Genomic DNA, 15,092 nt, shown 5'->3' on the forward strand with positions numbered 1-15,092 from the left:
TGTTGATCTTCGCTCCAGGTGTGAGACTCCTGCGCGAGAAAAGGATCAAGGGAGACCCCAAGTGTGTATGTAACCCGAGAAGGCTGCCGGACCGCCCGCGAAAAAGCGAGTGCCAGGAGAGGAAATCAACAGGCACATTTAACAGAGCTAATCTATAAAACTTTCTTTTTAAAAGTTATAATCTAGTAACAGAATTTGTGTGAAATCATGGGTAAGTCCGTTGTATTTTTGAACAAAGGAGTGTGCAGTCTATGAATATTTTGTTAGCCGAGGATGATGTAAAGCTTGGTGAGTTGATTAAATATATGTTAAAGAAAAAAGGTGGCTATAAGGCAGAATGGGTAACAGAGGGAGAGGATGCTTATTATTATGCCACTACCTCTCATTATGATGTTGTTATCCTTGACTGGATGATGCCGAATGGCAGTGGAGTTGATATATGCAGGCGGCTCCGTAAGGAAGGGTATTCGGGAGCTATTCTTATGTTAACGGCTAAGGATTCTGTACAGGACCGTATTGAGGGTTTAGATTCCGGGGCAGATGATTATCTGGTAAAGCCTTTTGAGATTGATGAGCTTCTTGCCCGTTTGAGGGCTCTTTCCCGCCGGAATTATGCACCTATATTAGAAGAGGAAATCGGTGTTCATCATTTTGTACTCAATCGATCAAGCCAGATTCTCCGCAGTGAGAGGGATGAGATCCAGTTAAGTCCGAGGGAATTTCAATTGTTAGATCTGCTGCTGCAGAATAAGGGCCACGTACTGCCGCGTGAGGTCATCATGGATCGAATCTGGGGGTATGATTCTGAAGTATCGATGAAAACGATTGATGCTACAGTCAAATTGCTGCGTAAGAAATTAGACCAGCTTGGCAAGCAGGAGCTTCTTCACAGCATAAGAGGGGTAGGCTATAAAATTGAATACTAATATTCTTTCCTTTTTGAAGGGGATGCGAAAACCCGGAAAAAAGGATGTTTTTAAGAGTACACAGAGCCGGCTTACCATGGTATATAGCGGGCTGCTTATGCTTTTTCTCGTCCTGTTCATTGTGGTTGTGTTTGCCATCCTTTACTTTGTTCTATTAAAAGATCAGGAACGAGAGCTGGAATCCATAACCGGACAGAAAGCAAGATTTATCGAGCAGTATATGCAGCAATATAATAGGAGAGAACTTTCAGACAATCAAAATCAAGAGATATTAGCGGGCGTCGACCAATTTTTTTATTATGTAGTCAGCCCTGAAGGAGAACTGCTGATGGGGAACGAAAATGTGCCTCCCCTGAGAGCGAAGCTGTTGAGTCTTATAGAGGATTGGGTTCCCGAGAGAAATGATATCCGCCAGGAGCGGCTTCAAATTGAACAAAGAGATTTTAGGATGAAAGGCAAGCGAAGAGATGAACATGACATACATGTGCCTCGCGCTCAAGATGATATACGGCTTATGATAGCAGGTCAGCCTATTATATTTAATGGCCAGCTTGTTGGAACACTCTATGTAGGCAAGGATATATCCTTTTCCTATCAATTATTTAAAATGCTTTTGATCGTGATGACTGGATTAGCTGCAGTATTTTTAGGAATCGCTGTGTATATCAGTTATCTTATGTCTCAAAAAGCGATGGTTCCTATTTCAAAGGCCTTCAATCGGCAGCGTGAATTTGTGGCGGATGCTTCCCATGAATTGCGCACTCCGCTAAGTGTTATGCTCTCGTCTATTGATGCAATGGAAATGACGATTGATACAGATGAAGATGACTTTTCCCGTAAGGTATTATTCAGCATGAAGGATGAAGTGAAACGAATGACCAGCCTTGTGGGAGATTTATTGACCCTTGCCCGGTCTGATTCGGAAGAGACCGAGCACAGGAGGGAAATTTTTGATTTTAGGCCGCGTGCAGAAAAGGCGGTCGAATCCGTCAAGCCGCTGGCTGCGTCTAAACAGATTGAACTGGGTATGAAGGCCACCGATACTGTTGTAACAAAGGGAGATCCAGAGAGATTAACCCAATTGTTATATATACTGCTAGATAATGCCATCAAATATACTGGCAGCGGAGGACGAGTCCAGCTGGATTTGTCTGCTGACGAACAGGAAATGTGCATGAAAGTCCAGGATACAGGAATAGGAATTAAATCGGAAGAGCATGCTCAAATATTTGACCGCTTTTACCGTTCAGATAAATCCAGATCAAGGCAGATGGGAAGCCATGGTTTAGGATTGGCGATTGCAAAATGGATTGTTGATATGCACGGAGGATCCATTGAAGTAGCAAGTGAAATGGGACAAGGAAGCACCTTCACAGTACGCATTCCTTTTTCTTCTACAAAAAAAGATAAAACGTAATTCGGTATTCTACATGGCCGGATTGCGTTTTTTTGTGTGGGATATCAACTTTTTTCGGTTTTCGTAAATCTTTCTTAATTAGACGCTAAATAAAGTTATCTAATTATTTTAATAAAACCTACAATTCTGACTTTGATTATATGTATTAACATTCTTAAATCGCAACCGTTATAAATAGTGTTAAATAATTTTTGAATAGGAATGATTTGGCTTGAAAAAAGTTATGGTTTTAATGGTTTTAGGATTATTGATTGCGGCAGTCAGCGGCTGCAGTTCAAATTCTTCATCTTCATCTGCTGTTAAAAAGCCAATGAAAATAGGAATTATGCTCTCAGACGCAGGGCTTGGTGATCAATCGTTTTCAGATGCAGGTTTTGCAGGACTTGAAAAAGCGCGTGATGAATTAAACATCTCTTTTGATTATAGAGAAATTAATGATACAGGATCTTATGAAAAAGGTCTGGAGGAATTAGTCAATCAGGGGAATGATGTCGTAATTGGCCTTGGCTTTTCAATGCAGGAGGCAATTGATCATACGGCAAAAAAGTTTCCTGATACCACCTTTTTGCTGATAGATTCCGAGTCAGACCTTCCTAATGTTCACACTGTAACGTTTAAAGAAGAAGAAGGGTCTTATTTAATCGGTGTTATTGCGGGCATGAAGACAAAGAGCAATGTAGTTGGGTTTGTAGGCGGAATAGATGTTCCGCTCATCAGGAAGTTTGAAAAGGGCTATACCGAGGGTGTGAAGGCTGTGAATCCAAAAGTTAAAGTGATATCTACTTTTGCCGGCAGCTTTGATAATGACAAGCAGGGAATGCAGATCGCTAAGGATATGATTAAACAAAAAGCGGATTATATCTATCCAGCTGCTGGATTTACGGGTGTAGGCGTATTAAATGAAGCGCAAAAATCAGGGATTTATACATTTGGAGTTGACTCTGATCAATTTTATCTAGCAGAAAAGGCTGTAGTAACATCCATGCTAAAGCGTGTTGATGTCGCTATTTATGATATCGCTAAAGAACTTGTGAAAAAAGGAAAGCTATCAGAAAAGAAGACTCAGCTTGGAATAAAAGAAAATGGAGTAGATGTTGCGCCTATCAGAGTGATGCCGCTTACTCCAGCAGAAACGGACAAATTAAAAGAATTTAGAAACAGCCTATCAGAAGGCACAATTCAAATACAGCTATAATATTCGGGAAGGGGCCGCTGCAGCATGAAGTTAAAACAAAAGATTTTACTGTTAGCTCTTGTTCCTTTGCTTTTATCTGTTTGTATTATTGCGTTTAACATTCTACAGCTGAAATCGCTAAAGTCTTCAACAGAGACTATTGTACAGATGCTGGTAAATGTTGAAGAATTAAATAGTTCTGCGAAGAGCTTGTCAAAGTCTCTAGGTGCATACTCTTTAAATGTTTCAGCAAGCAATGCAAATGATATTAATGAGGATTTAAAAAAGACGAAAACAGTCTACAACAAATTGGATGAACATATCACAGACCAGGAACAGAAAGAAAAGATCCAGAATATTGACAAGAAGTATAAAGAGCTAGCCTCCGCTGCTGTCAAAACAGTAACTGAAGAAAATCAAGCAGAAGCAAAACGCCAGTCTTTCCGTACAAAAGGAATGGTGAATGATGTAATAGAATTAAAAAAGATGATAAACACCGAATATACAACCATGCAGATTAACTTAAAGAACCAGATTGATTGGATGGTCACATTTTCAATTACTGCTGCTCTTATTCTTATTGCAGGCTGTGCGGCAGCCGCGTTTATATATGCAGAAAGAATCGTAAAACCGATTAGAGAAATTACAAAACATGCAGAAGAAATTGCCCAGGGTAATTTAGCTGTACATGATATGACAGTGCGTACCAGCGATGAAATTTTCACGCTGAACCAGGCTTTCCAAAGAATGTCCGGGAATTTAAGAGAGTTAATTGAGCAAGTGGGAAACAGCTCCAGCCAGGTCGCTGCCTCTGCTGAGGAGCTTATGGCGAGTGCAGATGAAACCATGCGCGGCACGGAGCAGATCACTGCGAGCATTCAGCAGGTTTCAGCAGGAGCAGAGCAGCAGACGATGAAGTCAGAAGAGTCAGCACATGCTGTATTTGAAACCACACAGGAAGTAGTGAAAATTGCCGATAATGCGGAGGCCGTTCTACATTTAACTGCTTCAGTAAACGAAAATACGAACCTGGGATCACATCTTGTGAAAGAAACTCTAAATTCAATGAATCTAATTCATGGATCGGTAGAAGAAACTGATCAAGTGCTTAATGAGTTAAATAAACGTTCTGCAGAGATTGGAGATATTCTGGGTTTAATCACGGACATTGCGGACCAGACCAATTTACTGGCGTTAAATGCAGCTATCGAGGCAGCCAGGGCAGGGGAAGCGGGCAAGGGATTCTCAGTTGTTGCGGCTGAGGTTAGAAAACTGGCTGAACAAACAAGAAGTTCGGTGACCCATATTTCCGAAATTACCTCGGTCATGCAGAAGGATACGAAAAAAAGTGTTGCATCCATTCTTTTTGTGAAGGAAAAAGTAGGAGACGGGCTGAAAGTTGCAAGTGAAACACAGAATCGATTTGAAGATATTCTATCTTCTGTCCAAAACGTGACGGAGCAAATAAAGGAAATCACATCTGCTTCAAGTAAAATCAGTACGGATGTTTCGATGGTATCTGAAAGAGTAAATGAAATGTCTGGAGTTGCCCATAGCGCCTCGCATCATGCGGTTGAAGTGGCTGCAGCTTCTGAAGAACAGCTTGCATCCATGGAGGAAGTAAGTGCTGCTGCTTCGTCGCTGGCTCATTTAGCAGAAGAACTACAGAGCACGGTTTCTAAATTTCGCTTATAAAAGAAAATCATCACCAAACTTAGAAAGGCAATGTCTATTGCCTCAGAGTGTAGACAAAATCAATTTCAAACAAACTTTGTCGCGAAAAATGAGGTTTGTCAATTTATTTCTTGTATATATGGTGGCTTTTCTAAAGTTAAGCACTATATATTGAGGGTTAAATATTATTAAAAAATAGCTGTCGACTTTGTCGACAGCCTGAGGCAATGTCTATTGCCTTTTTTTGTTTTTTATGAGCGGCTTTCGTTGAGTTCCTAGTAAATTATACCCCTGTTTTGGATGAGTTTAGAATATAATATTAAATATTCTAAATAGACAGATAAAGGATTAGGGGGAATTATGAAATTATTAAAGATCATTTTATATTATACGATGGGTGTATTCGGTATAACATTAATAAGTGTACTTCCAGGTGTGATCCAGACAAAGGGAATTTATAATATTTTTGCCTATTTAAAAGCGTTTATTGTGTTTTTAGCTGAATTTATTAACATAGATAATTGGGTGTATATGTATAAAGAGCAGCCATATCCAATTTTGGAGTTCTTAAGGGAACCATTTATTTATTCAGCCCAAATCTTTATGGGTGCGATGGCTATAGGTTTCTTTGCTGCGCTAATCCTGACGGTTCTGACTCAGTTTTTGCCAAAATCTATCACAACTGGGATCAAAAGATTACTAAGTATTTTAGAAACAGTGCCTGATTTGATGTTTGCGTTCATGCTGCAGCTTTTTGTTGTTTATGCGTTTAAAAAATCAGGTGTGGAGCTGTTTAAATTTACGGCACTGGGTGAGGAAAAGATTTACTTTGCTCCTATTCTAACTCTATCCATACTGCCGATGATTTCACTTTACAGGTTATTTCTTCTTCTAGTTGAAGAAGAATTTTTGAAAGACTATGCAGAGTTTGCCTTATCGAAGGGTTTTGGCAGGCTTCGGATCTTAATCGTACATATTTTTAGGAACATTTTCACTTCAATCTATTTCCATTCAAAGATCATCATCTGGGGTGGACTTTCAAGCTTATTCATAGTGGAGACTCTGTTTAATATGCAGGGAATCACGGCTTATATAACCGGGGATTTCCGGCCTATAGTGATAGCAGTATCTTTACTTTTGATTTTTACTCCATTTTTTATCCTGTATCAGGGGGCACAATTCTTTATAAAACAAGATTCTTCCATTGAGTGGGAGCTCATTAAGAAAGATATAGCCGGCATCAAAAAGTGGAAGCTTTGGCTCAGACTTCAGTGGGCAGGGAGCATCCTGCTCAGTCACTTAAAGAACCCAAAATTTTTTATAGGCTTTACGTTTATAACCGGCCTCCTCCTTTACAGTGTTTTATACTGTCTGCTAGCGGAGGCGCCAATAAAAAATCTCACCTTTTTAAAGGATGCGCAGGGAAAAATCATCAGCGCTCCGCCGCATCCTCCATCCTCCCAAATGCTGTTTGGGTCGGACCGTTATGGAAATAGCATCCTGGACCTGATTATAGTGGGGGCTAGGTATACGCTGTTCTTTGGTCTATTAATAGCTGTTTTGAGGGTAGCGGGGGGGTTCCTGTTTGCAGTCCGCTATGCATTTAAGCTTAAGGACCATACTCGATTATTAATAGAAAAAATCGTAGACTCTATTCATTTTCTGCCATTAAGTCTGATTGCTTACTTATTATTAAGGCCGATTCTCTGGGGGCAGGGCGTTGGCATTTGGGCATACAGCTTTACGGAGAGAATTAATTTAGAAGTGCTCATTCTTACCATTCTGGTGCTTCCGTTAACTACCGTACTAATTGGAAACGAGATTCGTCAGATATCAAAAGAAACCTTTGTTTTAAGTGCGAGAACATTGGGAGGAGACCAGAAGCATATACTTTGGACACATATATTTCCTCATCTGGCTCCGAGATTGTTTATTTTGTTCGGACAGCAATTTATTCAAGTTATGCTGATATTTGTCCATCTAGGGCTTTTCCAGTTATTCCTGGGAGGAACGATCATTTCTGATAGTATCCTGCCTGACCCTCCGTCCTCTTCAACTTATGAATGGTCGGGAATGATAGGCTCAACGCGGGAAGCTTTTCTATCGGGAAAATACTGGATTATCATCCCTGTTCTTGGAGCATTTATGATAAGCATATTCGCCATGCAGCTTATGATTCAAGGAATTAAAGAGGTACAGCAGAGAAAGGTTGGTGTCCTTATTCCGAAATTATTTAAAAAGAAAGAGCAAGCTGATCTTACAGGCAAAGCTCCAAAAATAGAGGAAGGCTCCTTTTCGCTAGTTGATTCCGGGGAACAGAAGATAGGTAATGCTGGATAGACTGGTTTGCACGAATACCAGGAATTATGCAGGTTCTAACGGAAGCGGTTCGGAAAAGCTTAGACAGGAAACGAAAAAGAATGCCACCCAGCTGACAAATGGGTGGCATTTTTTATACTTTCGTCACACGGTTAAATTTTTCTGTCGCAATATGAACTTCGTCTTTTTGTACAGGAGCTTCCGTGCTTGATGTTGTGTATATTTTCTTCCTTCAAAAATCGTTTCCAGACCGGTCTGGTTGCAAGGATGGTAAGGGCTATAAAATACAGCGGGGCCATTGGAATCCACGGATAAAGAGTTAAATCTCTGATACTTTGGCCTAAGATGCCTGCCCACTCATTTGATAAAGATTTAGGAGGACTGTCCCAGCCAGCGCCAATGCCAGCTGTACAATCGTTAAGGCTGTTTGCTTAAAAAAAACTTGTGTTCTTAGGTAAGTTCCCCCTTTATTCTAGTATATTTATTCGTTTCAATTATCGTATAATTGAAAATATTGTAAATATCGTATATTAATTCCATTTGTGATGCACTAGGACTGCAGGCTGGCAGATTGATTTAAAAGAAATGCTCTGTTAAATTTGCCTGTTGATTTCCGCTACAGGCACACGCTTTCCGCGGGCGGTCCGGGAGCCTCCTCGGCGTTTACGCCTGCGGGGTCTCCCTTAATAGAAAAGCGGAAAGCGGTGCCTTCCCCCTTAACACTATTTAATGAAACTCATGATAAGCTCATGTGTTATCACACAGAAATCTTAGGGAAGGCAGAGACCCAAAAAGCATAAGACGAGCAGGCCGTGAGAAGTGGTTTTTCTTCTCATGGACTGATTGGCTTATGACTCGTGGGTCTCAGCTTGGAGCTGGACAATACTCGCTTTTCCCGCAGGACATTGAATTGGCTTCCTCGAATTCTCACCGCACGAAGGAAATGCGAATGCATTTTCGAGGATCTCGCGCCTGGAACGAAGATCAACACAGTGCCAAAATAAACAATGATCTTTAACAAAGCCAAAAGAAAAGGAGACTTATATGGAAACTGAATTATTAGCTATTTACGATGACGATGGAAATAGGGTTGGGGCTGCTTCCCGCAGTGATGTGCATAAAGCTGGTTATTGGCATCAGGCGATTCATTGCTGGTTTATTAGTAATGAAGAAGATGCAGACTATGTTTATTTTCAAAAAAGAAGTGCAGAAAAAAAGGATTACCCGAACCTGTTTGATATAACTGCAGCTGGGCATCTGCTGGCACACGAAACGATAGAGGATGGGGTTAGGGAGATTCAAGAAGAGCTCGGTATTGAGGTATCAATCGATGATCTCACAAAGCTTGGAGTGATTAAATATTGTGTAATAAAAGAGGACATAGACTTTATTGATAAAGAGATAGCTGCTATCTTTTTATATCACTGCAGCTGCACATTGGAGGAATTTAAACTGCAAAAAGAAGAAGTATCAGGGATTGTGAGAGCAGAGTTTACTAGTTTTTATGAATATTGTATGGGTGAAAAAGACAGCATTTTTGTTGAAGGATTTGAATTTAATCTGGCTGGACAAAAGGCAGATGTCAGCCGGGAAGTGCATAAACAGGAATTTGTGACTCATGACCATTTTTACTATCCAAAAATTGCGGAGATGATTAGTAAGAATTTGAGACAACGGTAAGCTTAATTAATATAACTAGGCTCTTTTCAAAAGATTGTTGTTTTTTAATAAGTTCTGTGAACCTACCCTATTGTTAAACAGGTTGATTGGAACGTAAGGTGCGAGACTCCTGCGGGAGCAGCGGGACAGGTGAGACCCCACAGGCGAAGCCGAGGAGGCTCAGGCGCCCGCCCCGCGGAAAGCGAGCATCCTGTAGTGGAAATCAACCCCCTTGTTCAACAAAGTTTGAGAAAACAGCATAAAAAAAGAGCCAGGGGTTTCCTGACTCTTGCTCCGCCTTATCGTTCGGAAATCCGGATATCGGTAAAGGCTTCGTTAAAGAGTTCACTTCTAAGCAAAAGGCTGCCTAACACATCTCTTTCATCTTCAGCTTTTATCACATCATCGAGGATCGTCATGTTTCCGTTCTTAACAACCACTTTATACTCATTCATACCCTCACCCCTAATCAACTTGTAAGACTATTATAATGCAACTCGATATATTGTTAAATATTAGTTCTGCACAAGTCTTTCCAGTTTTATATGGCAAACTGGGTGCAGAGTTGAAGAATTTCTACAGTTATTATCCTCTTTTTCTTTGAAATTCACACCTTTTCCAAATTCTTACGTATATATTGTAAGATTACTATTATTCCTGTATAATAATAACATAACCATCACGTTATAGTTAGGGGTGATTCCGTTGGGACTGTGAAACTGAAAATTAGCGAAGTAGCTGAATTGGCAAATGTGACAAAGCGTACGGTGGATTATTATACCAATCAAGGTTTACTAAAAGCAGAACGTTCTGCTTCGAATTACCGCTATTATAGCAGGGAAGCTGTTGACCAAATCGGAGTCATTGAGCGATTAAAGCATGAGAAGCTATCACTTGCCGATATTAAAAAACGTCTAAAAGAAGAACAAGTAGAAAACGTTGACATACATGATCTGAAAACGAAGATTCAGGAGTTAGAAATGGATGTATCTGAGATTATGAACATTCTTGAAAAGCAGGGTTTAACTAAAGAAACGATTAGAAATAACCTGTCTCATGAAAGTATTTCTCTTATGCAGACATTACTGCTTCTGCTGGTATAGCATGGTATATAAATAAAAATTCTTATATTATACAGGAGGTGTACGGGAGCTGACTTGATAATCTTTTTTGATCATACTGCTTATGGGTCAGCCCCAATTTATTGGACATTATAAACTTGATATTGTTAGCAGTACTGATTGCTATGACTGGATTTTTCGTGGCAACAGAATTTGCAATTGTTAAAGTTAGAGGTTCAAGACTTGATCAGCTCGTTAGTGAAGGCAAAAAAGGTGCAGTTGCTGCAAAAAAGGTAACCACTCATTTAGATGAATATCTATCCGCCTGCCAGCTGGGAATTACAGTGACAGCCCTAGGGCTCGGCTGGATAGGGGAGCCGACAGTAGAAAGTCTGCTGCAGCCTCTTTTTACGAGGTGGAACCTAGCTGAAAACGTAAGCCATCTTTTATCCTTTGGTATTGCTTTTGCTTCCGTTACTTTCTTACACGTGGTAATTGGGGAATTGGCGCCTAAGACAGTCGCTATACAAAAAGCTGAGCAGATTACACTTGCATTCTCAGGTCCGATTATCTGGTTTTATAGAATCATGTATCCCTTCATTTGGGTTTTAAATGGTTCAGCTCGTTTTCTCACCGGGCTTTTTGGCTTAAAGCCAGTTTCTGAGCACGAGCTTGCCCACTCAGAAGAAGAACTCCGCATTCTATTGTCGGAAAGCTATAAGAGCGGTGAAATTAACCAGACAGAACTTAAATATGTTAACAATATCTTTCAGTTTGATGAGCGGATTGCGAAAGAAATCATGGTACCTCGTACTGAAATTGTAAGTTTGTTCGCTGACGACGGCCTCAGTACCGTGTTAGAAACGGTTAAAAGCGAAGGGTACACTCGTTACCCGGTTATCGAGGGTGACAAAGACCATGTTCTTGGGATCGTGAACATTAAGGAAATTATCACCTCCAGAATCTCAAATGGAACCCTCATAGAGGGAGAAGCTTCTGTAGCGCCTTATATTAAACCGGTTATTAGAGTCATTGAAACGGTTCCTATTCATGACCTCCTGCTTAGAATGCAGAGAGACCGTGCCCAGATGGCCATTCTTATAGACGAGTATGGAGGAACGTCAGGTTTAGTAACGGTTGAAGATATACTAGAAGAAATAGTCGGCGAAATCCGTGATGAGTTTGATACGGATGAAGTGGCTGATATAAGAAAAATTGCGGAAGGTCATTATATCCTGAATGCAAAGGTTTTAATTGAGGATGTGAATGACATGTTTGGCATTCACCTAACCGAAGAAGATATTGATACTTTGGGAGGCTGGGTTTTGACGCAGAAATTTGATGTTAAGATTGGAGACACCATTGGTGCAGAAGGCTACGATTTTACTGTTAAGGAAATTGACGGCCACCAGCTGATATCTGTTGAAATTAAAAAACAAAAATAAGAAAAAGGATTACTTTTAGGCAAAAGCGCTAAAAGTAATCCTTTTTTGTTTATCGGTTCATGTCAGTTATTCCAGGAGCATGCTCATTTGGTCTTTCAGGAAGCTCTGGAACCGGGTGGCCTGCCGGAGGCTGGACTACTGAGAATTCTCCGCCATTCCGGCTAGGTGATTCGCCATTTAAAATTTCGCCGATTCTGGTTTCATCTAATCTGAAGTTAAATTGAACATTATGGAAGCCCATATCTACATACTTTCGGCACTCTGGATATTTATTTATATCATAGTTAGGAACAGGGAATAGTTTAGCCCAGTCTACGCCAAGCGTTTCCAGGCCCTTAGCAAATGCATTCTGATGGGCATTGTCTCTTACGATTAGAAAAGCAACCGTTTCGCGCAAAGCTTTGTTTGAGCTCATTTCGTAAATTCTAGTTTTTTGCAGAACGCCTGTGGATTCTAAAACCAGATTATCAAGAAGATTTGCAATTAAGTTACCATGGTCATAAACGTAAGATCCCAACCATGGGTTGCCGTTAGCATCTTCAGGAAGAGAGCTTTGAGCACCCATAATAAAATGATGGGGCAGTCCATGCTTGATGGCTTCGTCAAGGGGAGCTCCATCTGCACCAGCATCTCCTGGCATCGCTGCACCCGTATCATCTAATAGAGCATTAATAGTATGCTGAACTAATTCGACATGAGCGATTTCTTCTAAGAAAATTCCTTTCAGCATATCGCGGAATTGCAATGCTTTTCCACGAAAATTACTGCTTTGAAAGAAAAACTGCAACATCGTACGCATTTCACCAAAGCGCCCGCCGAGAATCTCCTGCAGAACCTTAGCAGCAGCCGGATCTGGCTTATCAGGAATAATCGGATTTATCAACTCTTGCTTATAATAAAACATGTGTATGCCTCCATTCAATTGCAAACTTAAAACACTACACATGTATCATTTGCTATTTAGAAAATTATATTCTGTGGGGACTGTCCCCATTTCCCGAGTTATTTCCCAACAAAAAAGACAGCCCCCACTTTGGAGATTGTCCCTTTTACGATTGATTAGAAGTTAAAGTTATCTGGATCAGCGCCTACACGCTGGTCTTTATTCAGTTCATCAATCGCAGCTATATCTTCTGATGAAAGTTCAAAGTTAAAAACATCTGCATTTTCAATAATGCGGTGTTCTTTAACTGATTTTGGAATGGTAACCACTTCATTCTGTAAATCCCAGCGAAGAATAACTTGTGCAACTGTTTTCTGGTGCTTTTGTGCGATTTGTTTAAGCACCTCGTTTTCGAACAAGCCGCCTTGCATTAATGGAGACCATGCTTCAAGCTGAATCCCCTGGTCTTTGCAGTAGGTGCGGAGTGCATGCTGTGCAAGCTGCGGGTGATATTCTACCTGATCTACCATTGGCTTGATTTCTGCATCTTTTAAAAGGTCTTCTAAATGATGAACATGAAAATTGCTCACGCCGATAGCCCGGACACGGTCCTCTTTGTAAAGCTTCTCAAGAGCCTTCCAAGTGTCTTTATATTTCCCGGCTACAGGCCAGTGAATTAAATAAAGATCCAAATATTCAAGGCCGAGTCTTTTTAAGCTTGCCTCATATGCTTCAAGAGTAGAATCGTATCCTTGATCTGAATTCCATACTTTTGAAGTAATGAACAAATCCGCACGTGTTAGGCCTGTTTCTTCAAGTGCCTGGCGGATTGCTTCGCCAACGCCTTCTTCATTTTTGTAAACGGCTGCTGTATCAATGCTGCGATAGCCATTTTTTATAGCTGCCTTTACAGATGAAATGACTTCATCGCCTTCTTCAACTCTCCAAACTCCTAATCCAAACCAGGGCATTTTCACCCCATTATGTAATACAGTTGTATCTTGCAAGCTGTTTGCTGTCATCTTATGTTCCTCCTTTAAATTAGAATGCTTATGGAAAAAGTATCTACTTCCTGTTAGACTTAGTCAAATAATTTGACTGAATCTTGGGAATAAATAAAAACCTGGACCACACGGGTAAAGGGGCGCATTGAATACTTGATTTTCATTTTTGGTTTGTTTTTCATTAAATGAAGAGCGTATTCCTCAGGAGACGGCTCTGTTTTACATTTCCTTGATGCTGCTCTTACTCTTAAGGAGAGAAGGAAGCATGATTTAAGATCTTATTCCTAATACTACTTATGGTTAAAAGAGCATGGCTGGAGGAACATTTATGAACAAGCAAGAAGAATTCTATCGAGACCAGAGAATTTGTATGAATTATAGTGAGGAGTCGGAGCGATTTGAGGGGGCGGTGATTCCGCCGACATATGGGAATACGCTCTTTACCTACACTAACTTTGAGGCGTTTATCGAGGCCGAAAAGAACCAGCAAACCAATTATGTATATCGGAGGGGGACCAATCCTACAGTAGAAGCAGCAGAAAGGAAGCTGGCTGCTTTAGAGCGGGGAGAAACCTGCAAATGCTTTTCGTCCGGTATGGCTGCCATTTCGGCAAGCTTAATGGCTAGTGTGAAATCGGGGGACCACATCCTGTGTATCAGCCATTTGTATGCTTGCACCTTGGACCTATTGAAATATCTATCAAAATTCGGGGTCAAACACACGATCATTGATTCTACCGAGATAGAGGATATTAAAGCTGCGATAACTGATCAAACCAAAGTTATTTATATGGAAAACCCGACCAATACCTATGTTCGAATTATTGATCTTAAAGCTGTAGCAGCACTTGCAAAATCTAAAGGCATCCGCACCATTCTGGATAATTCCTGGGCCACGCCGCTCTTTCAAAAGCCACTCACATATGGCATTGATATTGTGGTCCATTCGCTATCTAAATATCTTGGCGGTCATAGCGATCTCATGGGAGGGGCGTTAATTACAAGCAAGGAGATTATGGAATCCATTTTTAACAAAGAATATTTGCTTATGGGCGGTGTAATGGGGCCTTATGAAGCATCACTGCTCTTAAAAGGACTGAGGAGCCTCCCCTTACGAATGCTTGCTCATCAAGATAATGCAAAGCAGATTGCCGAATTTTTGTCGTCCCATCCAAAAATTTCGGCTGTGCACCACCCGGGCCTGCCCTCGCATCCTGATTATGAGAAAGCACGTGATTTCCTAACTGGATTTTCTGGATTAATAAGCTTTGAGTTGAAAGAGGAAAGCTTTGAACAAGTTAAAATGGTAATCAATAATATGAGAGTGTTTCAAATTGGAGTATCTTGGGGCTCTTATGAAAGTCTCGTTCTTTCCCCAAACTATGGTTATAATGTCGAAAAAATAAAGGAAGAGGGAATCAGCTCTGGCATTATTCGACTTTCTGTAGGACTCGAACATGCAGACTTGTTGATTGATGATTTAAATAAGGCATTGATGGCGAGATAAAGAGAGGAAATATATACCTCTTT

12 protein-coding genes are annotated in these 15,092 nt (G+C 40.6%); 9 read left to right on the top strand and 3 right to left on the bottom strand.

What is annotated here, in order from left to right:
* Positions 1-251 precede the first annotated feature (251 nt).
* From JOC77_RS01590 to JOC77_RS01615, 6 genes are all read left to right on the top strand, one after another.
* Entirely contained in the window at positions 252-926 is a 675-nt protein-coding gene (locus tag JOC77_RS01590; protein WP_204537698.1) for a response regulator transcription factor, read from the top strand.
* Complete coding sequence (locus JOC77_RS01595) at positions 916-2,343, top strand: sensor histidine kinase (RefSeq protein WP_239558525.1); 1,428 nt, start codon at positions 916-918, stop codon at positions 2,341-2,343. The genes JOC77_RS01590 and JOC77_RS01595 overlap by 11 nt, the downstream gene beginning before the upstream one ends.
* Before the next feature lie 211 nt (positions 2,344-2,554).
* Positions 2,555-3,538 (top strand): BMP family lipoprotein, encoded by a 984-nt coding sequence (locus tag JOC77_RS01600; protein WP_204537700.1) that lies wholly within the window; start codon positions 2,555-2,557, stop codon positions 3,536-3,538.
* A 24-nt stretch (positions 3,539-3,562) separates the two neighbouring features.
* Positions 3,563-5,212 carry a methyl-accepting chemotaxis protein gene (locus tag JOC77_RS01605; RefSeq protein WP_204537702.1) on the top strand — a complete coding sequence of 550 codons (1,650 nt, stop codon included), beginning with the start codon at positions 3,563-3,565 and terminating at the stop codon, positions 5,210-5,212.
* Positions 5,213-5,551: 339 nt separating this feature from the next.
* Complete coding sequence (locus JOC77_RS01610; RefSeq protein ID WP_204537704.1) at positions 5,552-7,531, top strand: ABC transporter permease subunit; 1,980 nt, start codon at positions 5,552-5,554, stop codon at positions 7,529-7,531.
* 1,023 nt (positions 7,532-8,554) lie between these two features.
* Positions 8,555-9,190 carry an NUDIX hydrolase gene (locus tag JOC77_RS01615; protein ID WP_204537706.1) on the top strand — a complete coding sequence of 212 codons (636 nt, stop codon included), beginning with the start codon at positions 8,555-8,557 and terminating at the stop codon, positions 9,188-9,190.
* 278 nt (positions 9,191-9,468) lie between these two features.
* On the opposite strand, the gene JOC77_RS01620 is transcribed toward JOC77_RS01615, so the two are convergent.
* Positions 9,469-9,624, bottom strand: a complete 156-nt coding sequence (locus JOC77_RS01620; protein ID WP_204537708.1) for a hypothetical protein — start codon at positions 9,622-9,624, stop codon at positions 9,469-9,471.
* A 258-nt stretch (positions 9,625-9,882) separates the two neighbouring features.
* Here JOC77_RS01620 and JOC77_RS01625 point away from each other — a divergent pair, with 258 nt between their 5' ends.
* Complete coding sequence (locus JOC77_RS01625) at positions 9,883-10,272, top strand: MerR family transcriptional regulator (RefSeq protein ID WP_338047163.1); 390 nt, start codon at positions 9,883-9,885, stop codon at positions 10,270-10,272.
* A gap of 101 nt (positions 10,273-10,373) precedes the next feature.
* Positions 10,374-11,675, top strand: a complete 1,302-nt coding sequence (locus JOC77_RS01630; RefSeq protein WP_204537710.1) for a hemolysin family protein — start codon at positions 10,374-10,376, stop codon at positions 11,673-11,675.
* Positions 11,676-11,724: 49 nt separating this feature from the next.
* Here the strand turns inward: JOC77_RS01630 and JOC77_RS01635 are convergent, their stop codons facing one another.
* Positions 11,725-12,579: a manganese catalase family protein gene (locus JOC77_RS01635; protein ID WP_204537712.1), complete on the bottom strand. Its 855-nt coding sequence runs from the start codon at positions 12,577-12,579 to the stop codon at positions 11,725-11,727.
* A 155-nt stretch (positions 12,580-12,734) separates the two neighbouring features.
* Positions 12,735-13,580 (bottom strand): aldo/keto reductase, encoded by an 846-nt coding sequence (locus JOC77_RS01640; RefSeq protein ID WP_204537714.1) that lies wholly within the window; start codon positions 13,578-13,580, stop codon positions 12,735-12,737.
* 310 nt (positions 13,581-13,890) lie between these two features.
* Here JOC77_RS01640 and JOC77_RS01645 point away from each other — a divergent pair, with 310 nt between their 5' ends.
* Positions 13,891-15,069 (top strand): trans-sulfuration enzyme family protein, encoded by a 1,179-nt coding sequence (locus JOC77_RS01645; RefSeq protein WP_204537716.1) that lies wholly within the window; start codon positions 13,891-13,893, stop codon positions 15,067-15,069.
* Positions 15,070-15,092 lie beyond the last annotated feature (23 nt).

Origin of the sequence: Peribacillus deserti (assembly GCF_016909175.1) — a bacterium.
GTDB lineage: Bacteria > Bacillota > Bacilli > Bacillales > DSM-1321 > Paraperibacillus > Paraperibacillus deserti.